The organism is Nakamurella lactea DSM 19367, from assembly GCF_000426645.1.
In the GTDB taxonomy this organism is placed as follows: Bacteria; Actinomycetota; Actinomycetes; order Mycobacteriales; family Nakamurellaceae; genus Nakamurella; species Nakamurella lactea.
The window spans coordinates 42,830-64,013 of the sequence record NZ_KE384550.1 but is presented as its reverse complement, the minus strand read 5'-3'; the positions used below and the strand labels follow the sequence as shown (position 1 = coordinate 64,013).

Below are 21,184 nucleotides of genomic sequence, written 5' to 3'. Positions count from 1 at the left end.
CTGCACCGGTGACGACCGCGAAAGACCGTTCCACTGCCCGAACGCTGGCCGACATCTTCCCGATGCTCGGCCTGATCATCACGGCCGGACCGCTGACGCTGCGCGCCATCACCGACGACGACCTCGCGGCCCTGTGCGATCTGGCCGAGGAGGGCATCCACCCGGCCGAGCAGATGCCGTTCGCTTTCCCGTGGACCGACGCCCCGGCCGGGGAGCTGGCCCGCAACACCGTGCAGTACCACTGGCGGGTCCGGGCCGGGTTCACTCCTGCCGCCTGGTCGTTGCAGCTGGGCGTCTGGCGCGACGGTGAGCTGGTCGGTACCCAGGGCATCGAGACCAGCAACTTCCTGGTGACCAGGACCGGCGAGACCGGGTCATGGCTCGGTCGGCGTTTCCAGGGCCGGGGCATCGGAACCGCTATGCGGCAGGCGATCTGCGCCTTCGCCTTCGACCACCTGGAGGCCACCGAGCTGACCTCGGGTGCGTTCCTGGACAACCCGGCATCGCTGGCGGTCAGCCGCAAGGTCGGGTACACCGAGAACGGCGTCGTTCGGATGCAGCGCCGCCCCGGTGAGTTGGCGCTCAACCGACACCTGGTGTTGCGCCCGCCGCAGCTGGTTCGCGGGCCGGATCCGATCGAGGTCGACGGGCTGCCCGCGTTCCGGGCCGCGATCGGGCTGGATCCCGCATCGGGTCCGGACAGCGCTCGCTGACCATCTCGGTGTCCGCGATCGCCCGACGATCGTCGCTGCGTCACTCCGGTCGTTGACGGACAGTGACCGGGACGGCCCGGCTACGTCCGGATGGCGGAAATTTCTTCCGCAGGTATGTTCGCCGCCGGAAAAATATGCCACGCTCGATCTCTTCTCAGTGTCACACCGTGTCTCGCGTATCTCTGTTCAGAGAGGCTCGTCCATGACCGTCCGATCTCGTGCCACCGCCACCCTCGCCGTCGTCGCGACGGCCGGCCTGATCACCGCCTTCACCCAGTCCGCGCCGGCGAGCGCGGCGCCACCGTCGGGCTCGCCCGGAGCCGCCGTCGACTGCGGGTGGACCGCCGACCCGGGCGTCGGCCTCGATGCCGCCTTCGACCGGGCGGCGACCGCCGCCGGGGTGCCGGTGACGGTGCTGAAGGCGTTGTCCTACAGCGAATCCCGCTGGGACAGTCACGACGGGCAGGCTAGCGCCGACGGCGGCTACGGCCCGATGAACCTGATCGACCTGCCGGCTCCGGACGGGGCCGGCAAGGGTGACGGCACCGAGCGGATCGCGCAGTCGACGCAGACCGCGCGGGTCGGTGCCAAGCTGACCGGGCTGAGCCTGGCGACGATCAAGAGCGACCCGGCGGCCAACGTCTGTGCCGGCGCGGCAGTGCTCGCCTCGTACCGGGACGCATCGGCCGGTCCGGCCGCCGATGTGAACAGCTGGACGGCGGCCGTCGGCCGCTACGGCGCCGTCGGCGCCGAGGACGCCGCCTCCGGCCAGGAGTTCGCCGCGCAGGTCTTCAGCAACCTGCAGGCCGGCCAGAGCCGCGTCACGGCTGACGGCGAGCGCGTCACGCTGAGCGCGCAGCCCGACGTGACGATCCCGTCCGTCGCCTCGGACCAGTCCAGGGTCGACTGCCCGGGGGTGCTGCACTGCGAATGGCTGCCCTCGCCCTACCAAAAGATTGATCCGAACGACCCGGACGGCACCGGGAATTACGGCAACCACGACATCGCCGATCGGACCGGCAGCGGCGGACCGGCGCTGAAGTACATCGTCATCCACGACACCGAGGGCGGCTACCAGGGTTCAGTGAACCTGGCGCAGGATCCGACCTATCTCGCCTGGAACTACACGATCCGGTCCAGCGACGGGCACATCGCCCAGCACCTGAACGCCAAGGACGTCGGCTGGCACGCGGGCAACTGGTACATCAACATGCACTCGATCGGCGTCGAACACGAGGGCAAGGCCGGCAACGGCGGCTGGTTCACCGAGGTGATGTATCAGAAGTCGGCGAAGCTGGTGAAGTACCTGGCCCACAAGTACGACATCCCGCTGGATCCGCAGCACATCATCGGTCACGACCAGGTTCCCGGCATCCTGCCCGGCTACACCCAGAGCGTGCACTGGGATCCGGGCCCGTACTGGGACTGGGAGCACTACTTCGACCTGCTCGGCGCCCCGATCGGCGGGCACGGTGCCCATGCTCGGGCTACCACCGATGTGGCAGCCGGTGACGTGGTGACCGTCCGGCCCGGCTACGCCGGCAATACGCACACCATCACCCAGTGCGAGCAGCAATCGCCGGGTTCCGGCGACTGCCAGGCCGACGCGCCGACCAACTTCGTCGCGCTGCACCAGGCGCCGAGCGATGACTCGCCGTTGGCCACCGACATCGGCACCCATCCGAGCGGCGACCATGCCGGGACGGTCAGGGTCAATGACGTGAGCGCGAGGGCCCAGGCCGGCAACCTGCTGGTGGTCGCCGGGGTGCAAGGCGACTGGGTGAAGGTCTCGTGGGCCGGCGAGTTCGCCTGGCTGCACAACCCGAGTTCGCGTCCGGTGCTGGTCAAGACCCGGTCGGCCACCGTCACCGTGAAGCCGGGCGCCGCCGGCGCCGCGGTCTACGGGCGGGCCTACCCGGAGGCGAGCGCCTATCCGTCGACCATCACCCCGCAGGCGGTGGTCCCGATCGAGTACACGATCAAGCCCGGCCAGTCGTATGCGCTCACCGATGCCCATGTGGTGACGGACTACTACCGGGCGGTGAGCTTCGACGGCAGCGCGCCGGGCGACCGGACCGACGTTCGCGGCCATGACATCTACCTGCAGATCGCGCTCGCCCATCGGGTGATGTTCGTCAGGGCCGCCGACGTCAAGGTGTCGCGCTGACCTACCAGGAGTGACCCGATCGGGCCTCAACTTTTCCGAACCCGCAGGTCGACCTGCACGGATCGGAAAGTTGGGGCCCGATCGGGTCACCAGTGTCGGACCCCGAGTCGATACTTCGGGAATGACGAACAACTCCATCCCCGCCGACGGACCCGCCGCCGACGTCTGGACTGTGCCGAGGCACCTGGCTGCTGGGAGCGAGAACGGGGTCGCGCTCTACCGGCGATTCATCGAGCTCATCGAGCGCAACGGCCCGATCCGCTACGCGGTGTCGAAGACGACCATCACGCTGAAGGGTGACCGGCGCGGCTTCGCCGGGGCCAAGCCGAAAGGCGATGTGCTGAGCGGCTATTTCGATGTGCAGCGGCAGATCAGTGACCCGAGAATCAGCAATGTCTCCGCGTACACCCACCGATTGTTCGTGCACCATTTCCGCGTCGAGTCCCTCGATCAGCTGGACGACACCTTCGCCGGCTGGCTGGCGGAGGCCTACGCGGTCGGCGCCGGAGCGCATCTGACTCGCTGAGCTGACCACCGGCAGGCGTAGCAGGGTTGTCCCGTTGGGGTCGGCGGGACAACCCCGCTACGCCACCTGCTGGACCAGCTGGATCGGATGGCCGTCGAGGTCCTCGACGACCGCGACTCGCAGTCGACCGTCGAGAAACGGGTGTGGGCCGAGGATGTCCGCGGCGCCGGCGGTATCGAGCGCCATTCGGTACGCCGCGTCGACGTCGTCGGTCCACAGCGTGATGCAGGCGCGGTGTCCGGCGGCGACCGGGCTGATCCCGTGGCTGGCAGCGGCCGGTCCGGGCAGCGCCAACCCGAGACCGAACCCGCCCAGCACGAGTTCGATCTTGACCGGCGAATCGGCCGACGTCCGGAACGTCTCGCGGAAGCCGAAGCCCTGGTAGAGGCGGGCCGCCCGCTCGCAGTCGGCGACGAAGAGGATCACCTGCGGGTCCGTGAAGATCATTCTGCTTCGTTCCCTTCGAGTGGTGTGGGCAAGGTGGTTTCGGCGAGCGCTTTCAGTCGCCCGAGTGCGTCGGTCCAATAGGCCTCGTAGCGCGTGACCCACGGGCCGAATGCCTGCCTGATCCCGCTCGCGTTGATCATGTACAGCTGATGTCGCCCACTCCGGTCGGCCACCACAAGGTCAGCGGCCCGCAGCACCATCAGGTGTTTGGAAATGCCCGAGGAGACGAGGTCGGGAAATTCGTCGGCCAGCCGGCCGACCGAGAGGGTGCCGTGCTCGGCGAGCAGGTCGAGGATGCGGCGGCGGGTCGGGTCGGCGATCGCCCTGAACGGATCCTCCTGGCTAGCCATGTCGGCCGGCGACCGAGGCCAGCTTGCCCAGTAGGTCGTGTGCATCGACGCCATGCTCGTACGCCTGCACAATCCTTTCCCAGCCGGACTTTCCGATGCCGGCGAAACCGTCATGGGTCAACGACACCTCGGTGCCGGCCGGCACCGGTTTCAGGGTGATCGTCAGCCGGGCCGGATGAATCCAGCCGGCATCCTCCTCCATCCAGGACAACGCCAGCAGCTGTTCCGGGACCATCTCCAGGACGGCCCCGACGATCCAGCCCGCGTCCTCGGCGGCCCGCATCCGGTAGCGGCCGCCGACGCGCACGTCGATCTCGAGGTCTGGGGCCAACCAACGCCGCAGCCTCTCGGCGCTGCTGAACCAGTCCCAGACGGCGGCGGGCCGAGCGGCGATCTCGATCGTTCGGGTGACCTGTGGCATCCGAACACCTTACCAACTGGTAATGCGTTTGCCGGGGCCGGTGACCCGATCCGGCCTCAATCCTGATGAAAGCGCAGGTCGACCTGGATGAATCCGAAGATCGAGGCCCGATCGGGTCACCGCTGCCGGAAGATGGAAAGGTGGGTGGTCATGGCCACCCCGGAGAGCACTGCCAGCATCGTCAGCCCCGACGCCGAAGCCACCACCGACCAGACCGTCGATGCACTCTGCAGCTACCTCGATGCGTCACCCACGCCGTTCCATGCCTGCCGGCAGGCGGCCGCACTGCTCGCCGACGCCGGCTATACCGAGGTGGCCGACTCGGCGCGATTCCCGGCCGAACCGGGCCGGTACTACCTGATCCGCGGCGGCTCGTTGATCGCCTGGAACTCGACCGCCGTGGAATCCGGCTCGTCGACATCCGCCTCGTCGGCATCCCGCTCCGGGATGACGAACTTCCGCATCGTCGGCGCGCACACCGACAGCCCGAACCTGCGGATCAAGCCGCAGCCGGACCTGTCCCGGGCCGGCTGGCAGCTGCTCGGGGTGGAGACCTACGGCGGCCCGCTGGTGAACTCCTGGCTGGACCGCGACCTCGGCTTGGCCGGCCGGGTGACCCTGCGTGATGCGGCAGGTCGCGATCCGGCCGGCCGCGTCCGTTCCGAGCTGCTGCACGTCACCGACCCGATCCTGCGGGTCTCCCAGTTGGCCATTCACCTGGATCGCGACGTCAACAGTGAGGGGCTCCGGCTCAACCACCAGTCGCACCTGGCTCCGCACTGGGGGATCGGCACCGAGCCGGGCGACTTCCGCGGCTACCTCGCCGAAAAGCTCGGCGCCGATGCCGCGGACATCCTGGGCTGGGACCTGATGACCGTCGAGCTCACCCCGGCCCGCCGGATCGGCCGGGCCGGCGAGCTGATCGCGTCCGGCCGGCTGGACAATCTGGCCACCTCGTTCGCGGCCGTCCGGGCGCTGCTCGCCGCTGACGATATTGCCGCGTCTACCGGAAGCGGTTCCGCGGCAGGCGATTCCGGCGTGACCAGAGTGATAGCGCTGTTCGACCACGAGGAGGTCGGCAGCGTCTCCGAGCGCGGCGCCGCCTCCACCCTGCTGCCGACCGTACTCGAGCGGATCGTGCTGGCCGCCGGCGGCGACCGGGAGGACTTCCTGCGCGTGATGGCGAGCTCGATCGTGGCCTCCGGCGATATGGCGCACGCCGTCCACCCGAACTACCCGGAACGGCATGAGCCGCAGCACCAGATCGCGATCAACGGCGGTCCCGTGCTCAAGATCAACAACAAGCTGCGCTACGCCACCGATTCGGTCGGTGCGGCCGCGTTCGTGTTGGCCTGCGAGCAGGCGGGAGTGCCGATGCAGCAGTTCGTCGTGCGCTCGGACATGCCGTGCGGGTCCACCGTCGGGCCGGTCACCGCGTCCTTGACCGGCGCCACCACGGTCGATTTCGGTGCCCCGATGCTGTCCATGCACTCCGCCCGGGAGGTGGCCGGCGCGCACGACCAGCCGATGTATTCGGCGGCGCTGGCCGCCTTCCTTGCGCCGGCCTGATCCGGCGAGCGGCCGGGCAGGCGAGCGGCCGGGCAGGCGAGCGGCCGGGCAGGCGAGCGGCCGGGCAGGCGAGCGGCCGGGCAGGCGAGCGGCTCAGCGGCGTCGCTGCTCCAGGACCAGGACGGCCACCCAGCTGAGCCCGAAGAGCACGAGGGCGCCGGCCAGGCTCAGCACCGCGATGCCCGGACCGGGCGCGGTGATACCCGACAGCGCCCGCAGGACCGGGTTCAGTACCGGCACCCAGGGCACCATGATCAGCACCAGCAGACCCGCCACCGCCGCGATGACGGTCCAGCCCAGCCGGTCGATCAGCAGCGCCGAACAGGGCAGTCCGATCGCGATCCCGGCCAGCGCAGCCGCCAGGTGTACCAAGGCGCCGATCGTCACATCCGTTGCCGCGCCGCCGGAATGGACGACCAGGGACCAGCAGAGCGAGACCGCGGTGAGCGCCAGGCAACACAGCAGCACGGCGACGACGATGCCGGCCGGAACCCGCGCCGGCCGGCGGGCATGGCTGAGGGTGATCAGCCGCTGGGCGGGGCTCTCGACGGCCACCGTGGTGATCGTCAGCCAGCAGGCCAGCACGGTCATCGTGCCGGCGCTGATCGCGTACTCCGGCGGTAGCGGCGACAGCGGCTCGGTGTACTGGGTGGCCAAGACGGCGAGGTACAGCAACACCGGCGGCAGGTAGCGCTGCGAGTGCCCGAGCAGCGCGAGCCGATAGCGGATCATCGCTACCATTGCCGCACTCCCCGGACCGAACAGCCGCGGTCGAGCGCGATTGCCAGCACCGCATCGGAATGCGCCGGCGCGACGGCCAGCACGGTGACGCCGCCGTCGCGCTCGACCCGGATCACACCGGCCACCGACGCCAGCCCGGCGACATCGCCGCCTGCCAGCTCGATCCGGATCGGGCCGGTGGCGACCCGGCCGGCCTCGTCGACACCCGGCGTCCGACCCGGGAGCTCGACTTCCCGGAGCGTCCCGTCGGCCGCCTCGACCACCCGATCAGCCACCCGTGCGACGAGATCCCGGCGGTGGTCGGCGAACACCACGGCGGCGCCGCGAGCCCGGGTCTGGGTGATCAGCTCGTCCAGCACCCCGTGTGCCGCCACGTCCAGGCCCGACCAAGGCTCGTCGAGCACCAGCAACTGCGGATCACCGAGAACTGCCTGCGCCAGGCCGATCTTCTGCGCGTTGCCCTTCGACAGCCGCCGCATCGGCGTGTCCGGACCGCCGACGAGATCCAACCGTTCGACCAGCCGTTCCACGCCCGACAGGTCCGTCAGCCCACCGATCCTGGCCATGTGCCGCAGGTAGGCCCGGCCGCTCAGCCGCTGCGCTGCCGGGAACCTATCGGGCAGGTAACCGACGGTGGGAGACCCGATCACCCGGCCGTCGGACGGTCGGCTCAGCCCGGCCAGGAGACGGAGCAGGGTGGACTTTCCCGAGCCGTTCGCGCCGACGATGCCCAGGATCTGGCCGGGAGCGGCCGCCAGATCGATCGACCGGAGTACCGGCGGCTGCCGGCCGTACCGCTTGGTCACGCCCGCCAACCGGACAACGCTGCTCACAGGGAACGACGCTACCCAGTGCTCCGCCCCGATCAGGGGCACCCGCCCGCAGCTCCAGCGCAGCAGTTGTCCACACGGCACAAGTTGTCCACAGCTTCGCCGCCGGCGCCGACGTCGGCCGCGCTGCTGCTCCAGCATGGGGGCGGATGCCGACTGGCATCCGAACCGAACGAGAAGTCCAACAACCGAGGGGAAACCATGGAAGGGTTCTCGATTTCGTCGGAGCGCATCACCGCCGCCGGCGGCGGGGTGAGCGGCGTTGCCGACTCGCTGGCCACAGAGATCACCGCGATGACGGAGATGCTCGATCAGATCCGGGCCGGCTGGCAGTCCACCCAGGCGGCGCCGCGGTTCGCGGCGGCGATGCAAGGACATCTGGACCAGGCGACGTTGATCAAGAACGCGCTGGTCAGCCACGGTGCTTCGCTGACCAATACCGGCCGCCAGTTCGACCAGGCGGAGTCCACCCTCGCCGCCGGCATCCCGGCAGGTGCCTGATGGCCACCATCTCGGTGGACTACGGCGCGCTCGCCGCCGGCCACGACGGTTTGGTCGCCACCTGGAGCCGGATCGAGGGTCATCTGGCCGAACTCGAGACGGTGGTCGGCGGCACATCCGACATGAGCGCCGAGGCGCTGCGGGCGTTCCTGGCGCTCAAGCAGCGTTGGTCCGCAGCTGCCCAGGACCGGCAGGTGGCGCTGCAGGGTTTGGCCGCACTGGTCAAGGAGGCGGGGGAGCACTACCGCTCGGTGGACGCGGCGCTGGCGGCCCAGTTCACCTGACGGCCGGGGCCGGGCAGGATAGGGGGATGACGCACAACCTGCTCGGCCCCGATCCCGTTCTGCTGCCCGAAGACCCGGTTGCCGCTGCGCTGGCCGCCGGCGAATCGGCCGAGTCGCTGGCCCGCCGCAACCCCACGTCCAGCCTTGCCTGGGCCGTGCTCGCCGAGACGGCGCTGGACGCCGGCGATGACGTGGCCGGCTACGCGTACGCCCGGGTCGGCTATCACCGCGGACTGGATCTGTTGCGGCGCAACGGGTGGAAGGGCGCCGGGCCGGTGCCGTACGCACACGAGCCGAACCGCGGGTTCCTTCGATCGCTGGCCGCACTGGGCCAGGCCGCCAGCGAGTTCGGAGAGTCCGACGAGGTCGCCAGGGTCAGGGCGTTCCTGCTGGACGCCGACCCGCAGATCCCGGCCGAATTGCTGCCGTAGCCACGGCCCGCTGCTCCACCCTGCTGCTGCTCCACCGTGCTGCTGCTCCACCGTGCTGCTGCTCCACCGTGCTGCTGCTCCACCGTGTCGCTACACCACTACACCGCGACACGCTATTCAACGACGCCGCGCACCAGCCGCAGCGGCTGCGGGTGCCGCGAGTAGGAACAACGCTCGACCTGCTCGGGGTGCTCGTAGCCGTCGGTGACCAGGGTGGCCGCCGCGGTCTCGACCCGCACCTGCGCGCCGAGCCTGGACGTCGGCCGTCGGCCGAACATCCCGATCCGCCGGGGCACCACCGTGACGCTGACGCCTTCGTCCCGGTCCGGTTGGATCACCACGCCCCTGGCGGCCCCGTTGAGCATTCGGAAACCGTCGAGCACCACCGGGCCACGGACCGGCCCGATGGTGGCCTCGCCGACCAACACCTCGCCGGTGTCCGACCGCAACAGCGGCACCAGATCCGGGTCACCGAAGCGGGCCAGCCGGACGGACAAAGCGCCGATCGGCAGCGACCACAGTTCGGCCAGCGGTGTCCGGCCCAGCGGCGCGTACGCCACGATCACCGATCCGAGCAGGTGCCGAAGGTCCAGCCTGGCCACCACGGCGGCCAGGTCTTCGTCAGTCCCGATCACCAGCAGCCGGCCCGACAGCAATGGATCGATCTCCGCGCCGGGATGCGGCCCGACCGGATGGATCCGCTCGTCGGACAGCGCATCGAGGACCGCCCGCAGGACCGGGTCGGCGTCCGCTGCGGCGGGTGGCCTGGCGCACAACACGGTCAACTGGGCGGCCGAGTCGATCAAGGACATGGCTGCACGGCTACCCTTCTAGCGCGAACGACGCGTCTGCGACACCTAGGAAGGGAGTCTGCCATGGCGGTCATGGTGCTGATCGGAGCCCAGTGGGGCGACGAGGGCAAGGGCAAGGCCACCGATCTGTACGGCGAGCGGGTGCAGTGGGTGGTCCGCTACCAGGGCGGCAACAACGCCGGGCACACCGTGGTGCTCCCGGACGGGCAGAAGTTCGCCATCCGGCTGATCCCGTCCGGCATCCTGACTCCGGGCATCACCAACGTGATCGGCAACGGCGTGGTCGTCAATCCAGGCGCGCTGCTGGAGGAGCTCGGCGAACTGGAGAAGCGTGAGGTGGACACCAGCGGCCTGCTGATCTCCGCCGACGCGCACCTGGTGATGCCCTACCACGTGGCGATCGACCGGGTCACCGAGCGCTATCTCGGCAAGGCGAAGATCGGCACCACCGGCCGTGGGATCGGTCCCGCCTACCAGGACAAGGTGGCCCGGATGGGCGTGCGGGCCCAGGATCTGCTCGATGAGTCGATCCTGCGGCAGAAGATCGAGTCGGCGCTGGAGCTGAAGAACCAGATCCTGGTCAAGGTCTACAACCGCAAGGCACTCGACCCGGGGAAGATCTTCGACGATGTGCTGGAACAGGCCGCCCAGTTCTCCCACCGGATCGCCGACACCCGATTGCTGTTGGACCAGGCCATCTCCCGTGGCGAGCACGTGCTGATGGAGGGCTCGCAGGGCACCCTGCTGGACGTGGACCACGGCACCTATCCGTTCGTCACCTCGTCCAACCCGACCTCCGGCGGCGCCGCGGTCGGCGCCGGTATCGGCGCCACCCGGCTGACGGCGGTGATGGGCATCCTCAAGGCCTACACCACCCGGGTCGGTTCCGGGCCGTTCCCGACCGAGCTGCACGACGAGTGGGGCGAGTACCTGCGCAAGACCGGCGGCGAGGTCGGGGTGAACACCGGTCGCGACCGGCGCTGCGGCTGGTTCGACGCGGTGATCGCCCGCTATGCCACCAGGGTCAACGGGATCACCGACTATTTCCTGACCAAGCTCGACGTGCTGAGCTCGCTGGAGCAGGTGCCGATCTGTGTCGGCTACCGGGTCGACGGCGAGCAGCTGGACGAGATGCCGTTGACCCAAACCGATTTCCACCACGCCGAGCCGGTCTACGAATACCTGCCGGGTTGGTTCGAGGACATCACCGGTTGCCGCGACTTCGACGAGCTGCCGGCCAACGCCCAGGCCTACGTCCGCCGGGTCGAGGAGCTGTCCGGCTCCCGGATCTCGGCGATCGGTGTCGGACCCGGCCGGGAGCAGACCATCGTGCTGCACGACATCCTGGAAGAACAAGGCTGACCACTCGCGACAGGAGTGCGATGCTGACGGTAAGAGAGGCGGCCGCTGCAGTTCGCGAACTGCGCGAGGGCCACGGGTGGAGCCAATCCGAGCTCGCCGGACATGCCGGGGTGTCGCGCTCGTTCGTCGCCGACCTCGAGGCGGGCAAACCCACGGTGGAGGCTGCCGTCGAGCGGTACGGAGAAGCTGCGCGCGGGATCGCCGACGACCTGCTCAGCGGGCTCCGCAGACTGCCGCTCGTGCGCGCGACTGACGACCCTCCGCTGAAGAGTCACGCCTGCGTGGCTCGGCCGAGCAGTCCATCGCGCGGGCGCGTGTCGATCCGGCCCCTGCAGTGCGACCACGGTGTCGGACCGCCTGGTTACCGTTGTCCTCGTCAGTTCAACCGACCGGATGGAGCCTCGAATGAGTACCGAACAGACTGCCGGTCTCAGCCGCGAACGTGCCGATCTGCTGGAGGCCTTGGCCGTACACCGACACTTCCTGAAATTCACCACCAACGGGCTGACGGATGAGCAGGCCCGGCAGCGGACCACCGTCAGCGAGCTGACCCTCGGTGGTCTGGTCAAGCACGTCGCCGAGGTGGAGGCGAGCTGGAGGGACTTCATCGTGAACGGCCCTGGCTCCACGCAGAAGGATTTCTCCGAGATGACGGCAGAGGACTTCGCCGACCGGGAGGCAGGGTTCCGGCTGCTGCCGGAGGAGACGCTGTCCGGCGTACTTGCCGACTACGACCGGGTCGCGGCCGCCACCGACGAGCTGGTCACTACGGTCGATCTCGACCTGTCGCACCCATTGCCGCAGGCACCCTGGTACGAGCCGGGCGCCCGTCGCTCGGCCCGCCGGTCACTGCTGCACATCATCGCCGAGACGGCGCAGCACGCCGGGCATGCGGACATCATCCGGGAGGCCCTCGACGGTGCGAAGACCATGGGCTGACGAGTGGCCCGCCGGTGCCGGCTTCCGCCGGCCCCGGGAGTTCCGGCGCCCCCGGGAGTTCCGGCGGCCCCGGGAGTTCCGGCGACGGGGGTGACGCGGTCGCCGGACCGTGCCACAGTAGAGACATGTGTCGGAACATTCGCCCACTGCACAACTTCGAGCCGCACGCCACCAACGACGAGGTGCAGGCGGCCGCCCTGCAGTTCGTCCGCAAGGTGAGCGGGATGAACAAGCCGTCGGCGGCCAACGCCGAGGCCTTCGATCACGCCGTCGCCGAGATCGCCCACATCACCGGGCATCTGCTGGAAGACCTGGTCACCACCGCGCCGCCGAAGGACCGTGAGGTCGAGGCGGCGAAGGCGAAGGCGCGCAGCGCCAAGCGCTTCCCGGCCACCGCCGCCAGCTGACGCACACTTCTCCCTGGCCCCTTCGACTTCGTCACCGCCGGTGCTGGGTGGAAGAGGTATCCGATGTCCCGAGGAGGGTCGGCTCGCCGCGCAGCCGTCAGCCGCCGGTGACCAGCCAGCGGTCGCCGCGGTACCGCAGCCCCTGGAACACCGCCCTGGCCACCAGGTACACGCCGGTATAGGCGATCCACAGCCAGAGCAGGCCGATCGCACCGTCCGGTGCGGCGACGCCGACGATCAGCGCGAACGGCAGGTACACCAGCACCGCGGCCATCCCGGTCCAGGCCAGGTACTTGCCGTCACCCGCGCCGATCAGCACGCCGTCCAACAGGAACACGTAGCCGGCCACCGGCTGGGCGATGGCCACCACGATCAGGCCGAGTCCGATCGCGTGCTGCACCGCCGGATCCGGGGTGAACATTCGGCCGACGAACGGGTGCACCAGCAGGATCAGCACCCCGACCACCGCCCCGGCGACCAGTGACCAGCGCACCATCGCGTCGGTGATCCGCCGGGCGGCCCGCGCGTCACCCTCGCCCAGCGCCTTGCCGGTCAGCGCCTGAGCGGCGATCGCCAGCGCGTCCAGCCCGAGCGCCAGGAAATTCCAGACGGTGCTGACCACCTGGTGCCCGGCCAGCGCCTGCTGGCCCTTGCCCGCGGCGACGTAGGTGGTGACCAGGATGCCGATCCGGAGCGCGAGGGTCCGGATCAGCAGCGGCACGCCGGCCGTGCCCGCGCCGCCGATGCCCCGCGGATCGGGCCGCAGGCTCGCCCGATGAAGGCGGGCGTGCCGAACGACCACCACCACCAAGGCCACCGCCATCGCATTCTGGGTGATCGCGGTGCCGATCGCGCTGCCCGCGACCCCCCAGTGAAAGCCCAACACCAGCAACAGGTTCAGCCCGACGTTGAGCACCGCGCCGATCACCGCGACGACCAGCGGCGTGCTGGTGTCCTGCAACCCACGCAGCACCCCGGTGGTGGCCAGCACCACCAGCATTGCGGGCAGCCCGGCCAGCGACCAGAGCAGGTAGCTGGTGCCGTACTGCGCCGCGGCCGGGTCGGCGCCCAATGCCCTGACCAGCAGCCCGGCGGTCGGCAGGCCGAGCAATCCGAGCACCAGCCCGATGCCGACCGCCAGGTAGATGCCGTCCATACCCAGGGTCAGCGCCCGGCGCAGGTCGCCGGCGCCGAGCAGCCGGGCGACCTGGGAAGTGGTGCCGTAGGCCAGGAATACTGACAAGCCGACCGCGGTGGTCAAGATGATGGCGCCGACCCCGACCCCGGCCAGTTGCGCCACTCCCAGGTGTCCGACGATCGCGGTGTCCACCAACAGGAACAGCGGCTCCGCCAGCAGTGCACCCAGCGCGGGGACGGCCAGCCGGGCGATCTCGCGGTTCAGGTTCGACGGGCCGGTCACTCCGGTGATGTTCCCAGACCGGCCCGCACCCCGGCCTCGCGGGACGGCGCCCGCGGCGGAGCAGGCGGCGCCGGACGGAGCGAGCGGCGCCGGACGGGGCGAGCGGCGCCGGACGGGGCGAGCGGCGCCGGACGGGGAGAGCGGCAAATGTGCGCGGTCCTGATCTCCCCGACGAAGATCAGGACCGCGCACGGTCCCCATTACTGATCCGGACACCCGGGCCAACCCACTGCACAGAGTCGGTGACGGCGGGTCCCGGATACACCCGGCGGCAAACCGCGAGCCGGATCACACCGGTGTCCGGCGACCGGTCCGCCGGCTCAGGCCTCGGCGAGCGCGACCGCCGGCTGCACCCTGGCAGCCCGGGCCGCCGGCACCACCGATGCCAGCAGCCCGGCGACCAGCGCCACCACCAGCACGATGCCGAGCTGTCCCCAGGGCAGCGCGATCACCGTCGCCCGGCCGGCGGATCCGACCGTGGCCAGCGCGCCGGCGATGCCGTACCCGACGCCGAGGACGATGCCGGCCACCGCGCCGACCGCCGCCAGCAGCACCGCCTCGACGGCGACCATGCCGTGCAGTTGCCGCCGCTGCAGCCCCAGGGCGCGCAACAGCGCCGACTCCCTGCTCCGCTCCAGCACCGACAGCCCCAGGGTGTTGCCGATCCCGACGATCGCGATCAGCACTGCCACCGCCAACAGGGCGGTGGCCAGGGTCAGCAGCGAGCCCAGCGTGCTTTCGGTGGACGCTCGTTCCAGCGCGCTGCCGGTCACCTCGATGTCGGCATGGCTCGCGGTCGCCCGCTGCAGCGCGGCCGTCACCTCGCCGGCGTTCGCCGCCGCCGGCAGCGCGGCCCACAGGGCGACCGTCGGCGCCCGCGGCGTGAGCTGCTGCAGCGATCGCTGCGAGATCACCACCGCTGCTCCGCCGCCGGCGTCGGCCAGGTGGCCGGCGGCGACGGTGAAGGTGGCCGAGCGGCCGGAGATGGTCACCGTGAGCGTCGATCCCGGCATCATCGCGCTGTCGTGCTCGCTCCACCAGGACGGAACGATCACCGTCTCGTCGGTCAGCGACACCGGCGTGTTGGACACCGCCAGCGCACCCGCCGACGGCGCCAGCACCAGCACGTCGCGCGAGCCCATCGGGGTTTCCCGATCGAGCGTCGCCGCCGCGCCGGACACCGGCGCCGGGTCGACCCCGGAGGCGGCAACATCGTCGATCACGTTGGGTGGCAACGGTTTACCGGTACTGTCGGCGATCGCGACGTCCACCGGGTAGCGTCCGGACAATTCATTGTCGAGGGTGGCGGACGCCGAGGCGGCACCGACCTGAAGGGTGACGATGAGCGCCACCCCGATGAGCAGCGCCGTACTGGTGGCGGCCGACCGTCCCGGGTTGCGTCGCGAGTTCGCTGCCGCCATCCGACCCGGCGCACCGGCAACGCCGGCCAGCGGCGACAACAGGCCCAGCACCGCGGGCAGCACCGACCTGGTCAGCAGCAGGATCCCGAGTGCCGAGACGGTCGCGCCGAGGATGGCGATCGACACCGTCCTGGCCCCGGCGCCGTAGACCAGGGCGAACACGCCGCAGGCCGTCAGCAGCGCACCGAAGATCCAGCGCATCCGGCTGACGGCGCGCACGTCGCTCTCTTCCGGTGCGCCGGTGGCCGGCCGCAACGCCGCCAGCGGCGGCACCCGGACCGCCCTGGCCGCTGGCCAGGCGGCGGCCAGCAGGGTCACCAGCACCCCGATCCCGAAGGCCGCCGTCAGCAGCGGTGGGTCGATGCTCAACCCGCCCACATCGGTGCCGGCGATGCCGGCTGCCAGCGCGCCGATACCGATGCCCACCGCAACGCCGATCGCCGATCCGCCGATGCCGAGCAGCAGCCCTTCCAGCAGCACCTGTCGCCGGACCTGGCGGGTGGAGGCGCCGACGCAGCGCAGCAGTGCCAGTTCGCGGCGTCGCTGGGTGAGCAGGATGCTGAAGGTGGTGGCGATGACCATCGCTGCCACCACCATCGCGATCGCCGCGAATCCCAACAGCAGCAGGCCGAACACGTCCGCATGGCCGGTCATCGCCAGCACCTGCTGGTGCGCCAGCGCGGCGCCGGTGACGAGCTGTCCGGATCCCAGCGCCGCGGCCGATGCCGGGTCGGCCAGGGCTGCGGCCAACCGGTCCCGCAGCACCCCGGCCGACGTTCCGGGGTCGGCCAGCACCGCGATCGAGCCGAAGTCGGTCAGCTGCAGGGCCCGGAACAGCGCGGCGGTGCCGAAGAACTGCTCGTTGCCGGCCGTCAGCGGCGCGCTGGCGACATCGGCGATGCCGCTGACCGTCACCGGTGTCCCCGGCCCGGCTCCCCAGCCGGACAGGGTCAGGGTGCTGCCGACCTTCAGATTCGCCTGCTCCGCGGTGCCGGCGTCGATGACGATCTGGTCGGCCCCGGCCGGCCAGCTCCCGGTGGACAGGCCGAACCAGCGCAACGCCGGCTCGGCCGGTAGCGAGGCGAGCGACGCGCTGCCCTTCGCCTGCGCGGAGGTGTAGCGAGCACTGTTGTCGTACAGCGGCTCGGCGAGCCGGACCCCTTCGACCTTCCGGGTGGCGGCGAGCACCGGCCCGATCGAGTCGGGACCGGAGATCATCACGTCGACCCGCAGCGCCTTGCCGCTGATGGTGGCGGCCAGACCCGCCGAGGTGGTGCTGCTGAACACCACGGCGGCGGCGGTGAATCCGACACCGAGCACGATGGCCAGCACGACGGCGACCACTCGCCTTGGATAGCAACGGATCTGCGCCCAGGCACGACTCAGCACGGCCGTCACGCCCCGAGCGGACGGATCGCGGCGAGCACGTCGTCCGGGGTGGGCTCGACGAGATCGCCGGCCACCCGGCCATCGGCCAGCAGTACCACCCGGTCCGCGTAGCCGGCGGCGATCGGGTCGTGCGTCACCATCACGATCGTCTGGCCGAGTTCGCGGGCGCCGGCCCGCAGGAACTCCAGCAACCGGACGCCGCTGTGCGAGTCGAGTGCCCCGGTCGGCTCGTCGGCGAACACCACGTCCGGCCGGGTGATCAACGCCCTGGCCACCGCCACCCGTTGCTGTTGGCCGCCGGACAATTCGGCCGGCCGGTGGTCGAGCCGATCGCTGATCCGCAGTGCATCGCACAGGGCGGAGAAGTGTTCGGCGGTCGGCGCGCTGCCGGCCAGATCCAGTGGCAGCAGGATGTTCTGCCGCGCGGTCAGGGTCGGCAACAGGTTGAACGACTGGAAGACGAAGCCGACCCGGTCGCGCCTGATGGTCGTCAGCTGCCGGTCGTTCAGGCTGGTGAGGTCGGTGCCGCCGAGCAGTACCCGGCCGCTGGTCGGGGCGTCCAGACCGGCGGCGCAGTGCATCAACGTCGACTTGCCGGATCCGGACGGGCCCATGATCGCGGTGAACGTGCCCCGGTCGAACCGCACGTCGACGCCGTCCAGCGCACGCACCGCGGTGTCGCCGCTGCCGTAGACCTTGACCAGTGATTCGGTGCGCAGCACCGGGTCTGCGGTCCCTGCTGACGTCGCCGGCCCGGACGAGCGGGATGCGGTGCTGGGTGGTGACGCTGGCATGAAGGGTCCTTCCGGTGGCCGGTGAAGCGGTTCGTCGACAACGCTAGGAACTGTGGGTCGGCGCCGGATCGGAGCGCGGGCTGGTGTTGTCGGCCGGCCGTCTGCGCCGTCCGTCGCACGGCTGTCGGCGGGCCTGCGACCGTGGTCGTAGCCCGTCGGTGGCGCCGCCGCGCTCCCGAACTGGGCATCCGCGGCGTGACCTGCAAAGCTGAGGAGATGACACGGACATTTCCTGCAGACTTCCGCTGGGGTTCGGCGACCGCCAGCTACCAGATCGAGGGCGCAGTCGCCGAGGACGGTCGCGGGCCGTCGATCTGGGACACGTTCAGCCACACCCCCGGCAAGGTGCTCGGCGGCGACACCGGTGACGTGGCCGACGATCACTACCACCGGGTGTCCGAGGACATTGCACTGATGCGCGACCTCGGCCTGCAGTCGTACCGGTTCTCCATCGCCTGGCCGCGGATCCAGCCCGCCGGGAGCGGCCCGGTGAACCAGCCCGGTCTCGATTTCTACTCGCGGCTGACCGATGAGTTGCTCGCTGCCGGCATCGCGCCGGTCGCCACCCTGTACCACTGGGATCTGCCGCAGCCGTTGCAGGATGCCGGCGGCTGGCCGGCCCGGGAGACCGCGCTGCGGTTCGGCGACTACGCCGGGATCATGGCCGAGGCGCTGGGTGATCGGATCAGCGTCTGGACCACGCTGAACGAGCCGTGGTGCGCCGCCTACCTGGGTTACGCCAGCGGCGTGCACGCGCCCGGTATCACCGATCCGGCGGCGGCGCTGGCCGCCGCCCACCACCTGAACCTCGCGCACGGCCTGGCCGGCCGCGCCGTGCGGTCGGTGCTCGGCGAGCGTGCCGAGCTTTCGGTGACCTTGAACCTGCACGTCGCCCGGCCCGAGAACCCCGACAGCGCAGACGATCTGGATGCGGTGCGGCAGATCGACGCGGTGGGTAACCGGGTGTTCCTCGGGCCGATGCTCGAGGGTCGCTACCCGGACGACCTGATCGCCGACACCGCCGCCGTCACCGACTGGGGGTTCGTGCAGGACGGCGACACCGCGACCGCACAGGTTCCGCTGTCGGTGCTCGGGGTGAATTTCTACTCGACCATGCTGGTGGCCAGGCGGGCAGCGGACGCGCCGGCGGTCCGGGCCGACGGGCACGGGGTCGCCGAGGCCTCGCCGTGGGTGGGTGCCGAGACGGTGAACTTCCTGCAGCAGCCAGGCCCTTACACCGCGATGGGCTGGAACATCGACCCGCAGGGGCTGACGAACCTGCTCACCGGCCTGGCCCGGCGGTACCCGGATCTGCCGCTGATGATCACCGAGAACGGTGCAGCGTTCGACGACGTGGTCGACGACGACGGCGGCGTGCACGATGCCGACCGGGTGAGTTACCTGCACCGGCACCTGGAGGCGGTGCTGGATGCCCGCGACGCCGGGGCGAACGTCACCGGGTACTTCGTCTGGTCGCTGCTGGACAACTTCGAGTGGTCGTACGGCTATTCCAAGCGGTTCGGCATCACCTACGTCGATTACCGGACGCTGCAACGCATTCCGAAGGATTCCTCGAAGTGGTACGCCGAGCTGATCCGGACCAGGCAGCTGCCCGCCCTCGACTGACCTCCCCCAGGGTTCGCGGGTCCCGGGGCCGTTCTGGGCCGAGGTCAGGCAGTGACCAGGCCGGTCTCGTAGGCCAGCACCACCAGGCCGACCCGGTCGCGGATCTGCAGCTTCGCCAGCAGGTGTCCGATGTGCGTCTTGACGGTTGCCTCGGCCATGAACAGCGTCTCGGCGATCTCGGAGTTGCTGGCCCCGCCGGCGATCTCCCGCAGCACCTCCAGTTCCCTGGCGGTGAGCACATCGAGGCGATCGGCCGACCGCTGTGCGCCGGGCAGTGCGTGCACGACGGTGGCGATCAGCCGGCGGGTGGCGCTCGGCGCCACCACGGCGTCGCCGGCCGCCACCGCCCGGATCGCGCCGAGCAGCTCCTCAGGCCGGGCATCTTTCAGCAGGAATCCGCTGGCGCCGGCCCGCAACGCCGAGAAGACGTACTCGTCGATGTCGAAGGTGGTCAGTACCAATACCTTCGGACCGGCCGGCAGGCCGTCGTCCTGAGTGCCGGTGCTGGCCGCGATGATCCGTCGGGTGGCCTCTACGCCGTCCAACACCGGCATCCGGATGTCCATCAGCACCACGTCGGTGTCGGCCGTCGGCCGGCCAGGGGTGAGTGCCGCCACCGCCTGGGCGCCGTCCGGCGCCTCCCCGGACACCGTCATGTCCGGCTGCGCCTCGATGAGCATCCGGAAGCCGGTGCGGACCAACATCTGGTCGTCGACCAGGAACACCCGGATCGGGGGTGTGCCCGGCTGGGTCTGGTTCATCGGCGGTCGGGGCCCTTTCCTGGGCGGTGCCCTGGCTCGGCGGTCGGTAGGGAGGCAGTCACCAGGAAACCACCTCCGGGCCGCGGGTGGGCGGCCACGGTGCCGCCGAGCAGCCCGACCCGTTCCCGCATTCCGGTCAGCCCGTTGCCGAGCCCGTCACCGAAGGCGGCGGCACCGCGGCCGTCGTCCAGCACCGTCAGCTGGATCTCGTTGTCGCCGTAGACCAACGCGACCTCCGCCTTGGCGCCGGGTCCGGCGTGCTTGATCACATTGGTCAACGACTCCTGCACCACCCGGTAGACGGTCAGCCCCACCCCGGGCGGCAGCTCGCGTTCGGTGCCGACCACCATCAGCTCCGCCGGCAGGCCGGCCCGGCGCAGCTGGTCGACCAGCTCCGGCACGTCGGCGGCGGTGGGGGCCGGCGCGTAGTCCGGATGGTCGGACTCGGGGCCGGCGCCGGCCCGCAGTACCCCGACCAGCCGGCGCATGTCGGCCAGCGCGGCCCTGGCTGTTTCGGCGATCGTGCCCAGTACCTGCTGGGCCACTTCGGGTTTGGCCTTCGCCGCCGCGTAGCCGCCGTCGGCCTGGACCACCACCACCGATAGTGAGTGCGCCACGATGTCGTGCAGCTCCCTGGCGATCCGGGTGCGTTCGGCGGCGGCGGCCATCTCCGCCCGCTGGTCCCGTTCGACGGCCAGCAACCTGTCCCGCTCGGCGCTGGCCACCTTGGTCTCGCGGTCGTGCGAGACCTCCCGGCGCCCGATCAGGAAGCTGATCACCACGGTGGCCATCGCCACCGCGATGATCACGGCGATCTGCGAGTAGCCATCCATCCCGTAGTACCCGCGCCCGCCGAACCAGAACACCGGCCCGAGCACCGACCCGAGCAGCCCGGCGCCCAGCGCCGCCCACCCCCAGGCCCGGTCCCTGGCGTACGCGGCGGTCGAATGGACCACCAGCGGGATCGCCAGATCCCCGACCACCGGGTCCCGGTTGACCACCAGTTGCAGAAGGGCCAGCAGAACGGTGATCCCGAAGACGATCTCCGGTTCCGAGCGGCGCCAGTACAGGGGAACCACCAGCGCGATCGACAGGATGGTGAATCCGCCGTAGCGACCGCTGACCAGGGACAGCATGATGAGGGCAGTGGGTACCAGCGCATCGCGCGCCCAGCGGTTCTCCCGCCAGAACTGTCCGGACTCCATGTGCCCCACGCTAGGCGCTCCGAGGGCTTCGCGAATCAGACCGTGGTCGGATCTTGGCCGAGAGCGAT

Annotated in this window: 23 protein-coding genes; 12 read left to right on the top strand and 11 right to left on the bottom strand. The window is 70.4% G+C overall.

Going from position 1 to position 21,184, the window contains the following annotated elements; genetic code table 11:
• Positions 1–8 precede the first annotated feature (8 nt).
• The 3 genes from K340_RS0123955 (at position 9) to K340_RS0123945 (ending at position 3,406) form a co-directional block, all read left to right on the top strand.
• Positions 9–713, top strand: coding sequence for a GNAT family N-acetyltransferase (locus K340_RS0123955; protein WP_211229624.1), 705 nt, complete (start codon positions 9–11; stop codon positions 711–713).
• Between the two features lie 202 nt (positions 714–915).
• Positions 916–2,880: an N-acetylmuramoyl-L-alanine amidase gene (locus K340_RS0123950; protein ID WP_029138550.1), complete on the top strand. Its 1,965-nt coding sequence runs from the start codon at positions 916–918 to the stop codon at positions 2,878–2,880.
• Positions 2,881–3,001: 121 nt separating this feature from the next.
• On the top strand, positions 3,002–3,406 hold the full coding sequence (locus tag K340_RS0123945) for a DUF5655 domain-containing protein (RefSeq protein WP_051267482.1): 405 nt from the start codon (positions 3,002–3,004) through the stop codon (positions 3,404–3,406).
• A 57-nt stretch (positions 3,407–3,463) separates the two neighbouring features.
• On the opposite strand, the gene K340_RS32925 is transcribed toward K340_RS0123945, so the two are convergent.
• The 3 genes from K340_RS32925 to K340_RS0123930 are packed head-to-tail and all read right to left on the bottom strand — an operon-like array spanning position 3,464 to position 4,624.
• A complete protein-coding gene (locus K340_RS32925) occupies positions 3,464–3,853 on the bottom strand; it encodes a VOC family protein (protein WP_037366594.1) in 390 nt (129 codons plus the stop codon).
• The gene (locus K340_RS32920; RefSeq protein WP_051267480.1) at positions 3,850–4,203 is read right to left on the bottom strand and encodes a metalloregulator ArsR/SmtB family transcription factor; all 354 of its coding nucleotides are present in this window, start codon (positions 4,201–4,203) and stop codon (positions 3,850–3,852) included. Before K340_RS32920 ends, K340_RS32925 begins: the two co-directional genes overlap by 4 nt.
• Positions 4,196–4,624: an SRPBCC family protein gene (locus tag K340_RS0123930; protein WP_029138548.1), complete on the bottom strand. Its 429-nt coding sequence runs from the start codon at positions 4,622–4,624 to the stop codon at positions 4,196–4,198. The genes K340_RS32920 and K340_RS0123930 overlap by 8 nt, the downstream gene beginning before the upstream one ends.
• Positions 4,625–4,774: 150 nt before the next feature.
• Here K340_RS0123930 and K340_RS0123925 point away from each other — a divergent pair, with 150 nt between their 5' ends.
• The gene (locus K340_RS0123925; protein ID WP_037366680.1) at positions 4,775–6,193 is read left to right on the top strand and encodes a M18 family aminopeptidase; all 1,419 of its coding nucleotides are present in this window, start codon (positions 4,775–4,777) and stop codon (positions 6,191–6,193) included.
• A gap of 93 nt (positions 6,194–6,286) precedes the next feature.
• Here K340_RS0123925 and K340_RS0123920 read toward each other — a convergent pair whose 3' ends face one another.
• Both K340_RS0123920 and K340_RS0123915 read right to left on the bottom strand, forming a co-directional pair.
• Positions 6,287–6,934, bottom strand: a complete 648-nt coding sequence (locus K340_RS0123920) for a hypothetical protein (RefSeq protein WP_029138546.1) — start codon at positions 6,932–6,934, stop codon at positions 6,287–6,289.
• Positions 6,928–7,767: an ATP-binding cassette domain-containing protein gene (locus tag K340_RS0123915; protein WP_029138545.1), complete on the bottom strand. Its 840-nt coding sequence runs from the start codon at positions 7,765–7,767 to the stop codon at positions 6,928–6,930. Before K340_RS0123915 ends, K340_RS0123920 begins: the two co-directional genes overlap by 7 nt.
• Before the next feature lie 198 nt (positions 7,768–7,965).
• On the opposite strand from K340_RS0123915, the gene K340_RS36150 reads away from it, so the two are divergent.
• From K340_RS36150 to K340_RS0123900, 3 genes are read left to right on the top strand one after another with little or no spacing between them, the layout of a single operon-like run.
• Entirely contained in the window at positions 7,966–8,265 is a 300-nt protein-coding gene (locus K340_RS36150) for a WXG100 family type VII secretion target (RefSeq protein WP_029138544.1), read from the top strand.
• Entirely contained in the window at positions 8,265–8,549 is a 285-nt protein-coding gene (locus K340_RS36145; RefSeq protein ID WP_029138543.1) for a WXG100 family type VII secretion target, read from the top strand. Before K340_RS36150 ends, K340_RS36145 begins: the two co-directional genes overlap by 1 nt.
• Before the next feature lie 26 nt (positions 8,550–8,575).
• Positions 8,576–8,980, top strand: a complete 405-nt coding sequence (locus K340_RS0123900; RefSeq protein ID WP_029138542.1) for a DUF3151 domain-containing protein — start codon at positions 8,576–8,578, stop codon at positions 8,978–8,980.
• A gap of 113 nt (positions 8,981–9,093) precedes the next feature.
• On the opposite strand, the gene K340_RS0123895 is transcribed toward K340_RS0123900, so the two are convergent.
• On the bottom strand, positions 9,094–9,792 hold the full coding sequence (locus K340_RS0123895) for a hypothetical protein (protein ID WP_051267478.1): 699 nt from the start codon (positions 9,790–9,792) through the stop codon (positions 9,094–9,096).
• A 63-nt stretch (positions 9,793–9,855) separates the two neighbouring features.
• Between K340_RS0123895 and K340_RS0123890 the strand changes: the two genes are divergently transcribed.
• The 4 genes from K340_RS0123890 to K340_RS0123875 all read left to right on the top strand — a co-directional run bounded on the left by K340_RS0123890 (position 9,856) and on the right by K340_RS0123875 (position 12,500).
• A complete protein-coding gene (locus K340_RS0123890) occupies positions 9,856–11,154 on the top strand; it encodes an adenylosuccinate synthase (RefSeq protein WP_029138540.1) in 1,299 nt (432 codons plus the stop codon).
• Positions 11,155–11,174: 20 nt separating this feature from the next.
• On the top strand, positions 11,175–11,669 hold the full coding sequence (locus K340_RS37640) for a helix-turn-helix domain-containing protein (protein WP_407662256.1): 495 nt from the start codon (positions 11,175–11,177) through the stop codon (positions 11,667–11,669).
• On the top strand, positions 11,560–12,093 hold the full coding sequence (locus K340_RS0123880; RefSeq protein WP_029138539.1) for a DinB family protein: 534 nt from the start codon (positions 11,560–11,562) through the stop codon (positions 12,091–12,093). Before K340_RS37640 ends, K340_RS0123880 begins: the two co-directional genes overlap by 110 nt.
• Before the next feature lie 125 nt (positions 12,094–12,218).
• Positions 12,219–12,500, top strand: a complete 282-nt coding sequence (locus K340_RS0123875) for a DUF2277 domain-containing protein (RefSeq protein WP_029138538.1) — start codon at positions 12,219–12,221, stop codon at positions 12,498–12,500.
• A 97-nt stretch (positions 12,501–12,597) separates the two neighbouring features.
• On the opposite strand, the gene K340_RS0123870 is transcribed toward K340_RS0123875, so the two are convergent.
• The 3 genes from K340_RS0123870 to K340_RS0123860 form a co-directional block, all read right to left on the bottom strand.
• Positions 12,598–13,920 carry an MATE family efflux transporter gene (locus tag K340_RS0123870; protein WP_245599708.1) on the bottom strand — a complete coding sequence of 441 codons (1,323 nt, stop codon included), beginning with the start codon at positions 13,918–13,920 and terminating at the stop codon, positions 12,598–12,600.
• A 320-nt stretch (positions 13,921–14,240) separates the two neighbouring features.
• The gene (locus tag K340_RS0123865; protein WP_084614881.1) at positions 14,241–16,739 is read right to left on the bottom strand and encodes an ABC transporter permease; all 2,499 of its coding nucleotides are present in this window, start codon (positions 16,737–16,739) and stop codon (positions 14,241–14,243) included.
• A complete protein-coding gene (locus K340_RS0123860; RefSeq protein WP_029138535.1) occupies positions 16,736–17,524 on the bottom strand; it encodes an ABC transporter ATP-binding protein in 789 nt (262 codons plus the stop codon). Before K340_RS0123860 ends, K340_RS0123865 begins: the two co-directional genes overlap by 4 nt.
• Positions 17,525–17,740: 216 nt before the next feature.
• Between K340_RS0123860 and K340_RS0123855 the strand changes: the two genes are divergently transcribed.
• Complete coding sequence (locus tag K340_RS0123855; RefSeq protein ID WP_029138534.1) at positions 17,741–19,150, top strand: GH1 family beta-glucosidase; 1,410 nt, start codon at positions 17,741–17,743, stop codon at positions 19,148–19,150.
• Between the two features lie 44 nt (positions 19,151–19,194).
• Here the strand turns inward: K340_RS0123855 and K340_RS0123850 are convergent, their stop codons facing one another.
• Positions 19,195–19,911: a response regulator gene (locus K340_RS0123850; RefSeq protein ID WP_029138533.1), complete on the bottom strand. Its 717-nt coding sequence runs from the start codon at positions 19,909–19,911 to the stop codon at positions 19,195–19,197.
• On the bottom strand, positions 19,908–21,116 hold the full coding sequence (locus tag K340_RS32910) for a sensor histidine kinase (RefSeq protein ID WP_051267476.1): 1,209 nt from the start codon (positions 21,114–21,116) through the stop codon (positions 19,908–19,910). Before K340_RS32910 ends, K340_RS0123850 begins: the two co-directional genes overlap by 4 nt.
• Positions 21,117–21,184: the final 68 nt, after the last annotated feature.

Excerpts from the sequence above, each read along its gene's own strand:
- K340_RS0123950 (WP_029138550.1), top strand. The coding sequence starts at position 916 with ATGACCGTCCGATCTCGTGCCACCGCCACCCTCGCCGTCGTCGCGACG.
- K340_RS0123945 (WP_051267482.1), top strand. The coding sequence starts at position 3,002 with ATGACGAACAACTCCATCCCCGCCGACGGACCCGCCGCCGACGTCTGG.
- K340_RS32925 (WP_037366594.1), bottom strand. The coding sequence starts at position 3,853 with ATGATCTTCACGGACCCGCAGGTGATCCTCTTCGTCGCCGACTGCGAG.
- K340_RS32920 (WP_051267480.1), bottom strand. The coding sequence starts at position 4,203 with ATGGCTAGCCAGGAGGATCCGTTCAGGGCGATCGCCGACCCGACCCGC.
- K340_RS0123930 (WP_029138548.1), bottom strand. The coding sequence starts at position 4,624 with ATGCCACAGGTCACCCGAACGATCGAGATCGCCGCTCGGCCCGCCGCC.
- K340_RS0123925 (WP_037366680.1), top strand. The coding sequence starts at position 4,775 with ATGGCCACCCCGGAGAGCACTGCCAGCATCGTCAGCCCCGACGCCGAA.
- K340_RS0123920 (WP_029138546.1), bottom strand. The coding sequence starts at position 6,934 with ATGGTAGCGATGATCCGCTATCGGCTCGCGCTGCTCGGGCACTCGCAG.
- K340_RS36150 (WP_029138544.1), top strand. The coding sequence starts at position 7,966 with ATGGAAGGGTTCTCGATTTCGTCGGAGCGCATCACCGCCGCCGGCGGC.
- K340_RS36145 (WP_029138543.1), top strand. The coding sequence starts at position 8,265 with ATGGCCACCATCTCGGTGGACTACGGCGCGCTCGCCGCCGGCCACGAC.
- K340_RS0123900 (WP_029138542.1), top strand. The coding sequence starts at position 8,576 with ATGACGCACAACCTGCTCGGCCCCGATCCCGTTCTGCTGCCCGAAGAC.
- K340_RS0123895 (WP_051267478.1), bottom strand. The coding sequence starts at position 9,792 with ATGTCCTTGATCGACTCGGCCGCCCAGTTGACCGTGTTGTGCGCCAGG.
- K340_RS0123890 (WP_029138540.1), top strand. The coding sequence starts at position 9,856 with ATGGCGGTCATGGTGCTGATCGGAGCCCAGTGGGGCGACGAGGGCAAG.
- K340_RS37640 (WP_407662256.1), top strand. The coding sequence starts at position 11,175 with ATGCTGACGGTAAGAGAGGCGGCCGCTGCAGTTCGCGAACTGCGCGAG.
- K340_RS0123880 (WP_029138539.1), top strand. The coding sequence starts at position 11,560 with ATGAGTACCGAACAGACTGCCGGTCTCAGCCGCGAACGTGCCGATCTG.
- K340_RS0123875 (WP_029138538.1), top strand. The coding sequence starts at position 12,219 with ATGTGTCGGAACATTCGCCCACTGCACAACTTCGAGCCGCACGCCACC.
- K340_RS0123860 (WP_029138535.1), bottom strand. The coding sequence starts at position 17,524 with ATGCCAGCGTCACCACCCAGCACCGCATCCCGCTCGTCCGGGCCGGCG.
- K340_RS0123855 (WP_029138534.1), top strand. The coding sequence starts at position 17,741 with ATGACACGGACATTTCCTGCAGACTTCCGCTGGGGTTCGGCGACCGCC.
- K340_RS0123850 (WP_029138533.1), bottom strand. The coding sequence starts at position 19,911 with ATGAACCAGACCCAGCCGGGCACACCCCCGATCCGGGTGTTCCTGGTC.
- K340_RS32910 (WP_051267476.1), bottom strand. The coding sequence starts at position 21,116 with ATGGAGTCCGGACAGTTCTGGCGGGAGAACCGCTGGGCGCGCGATGCG.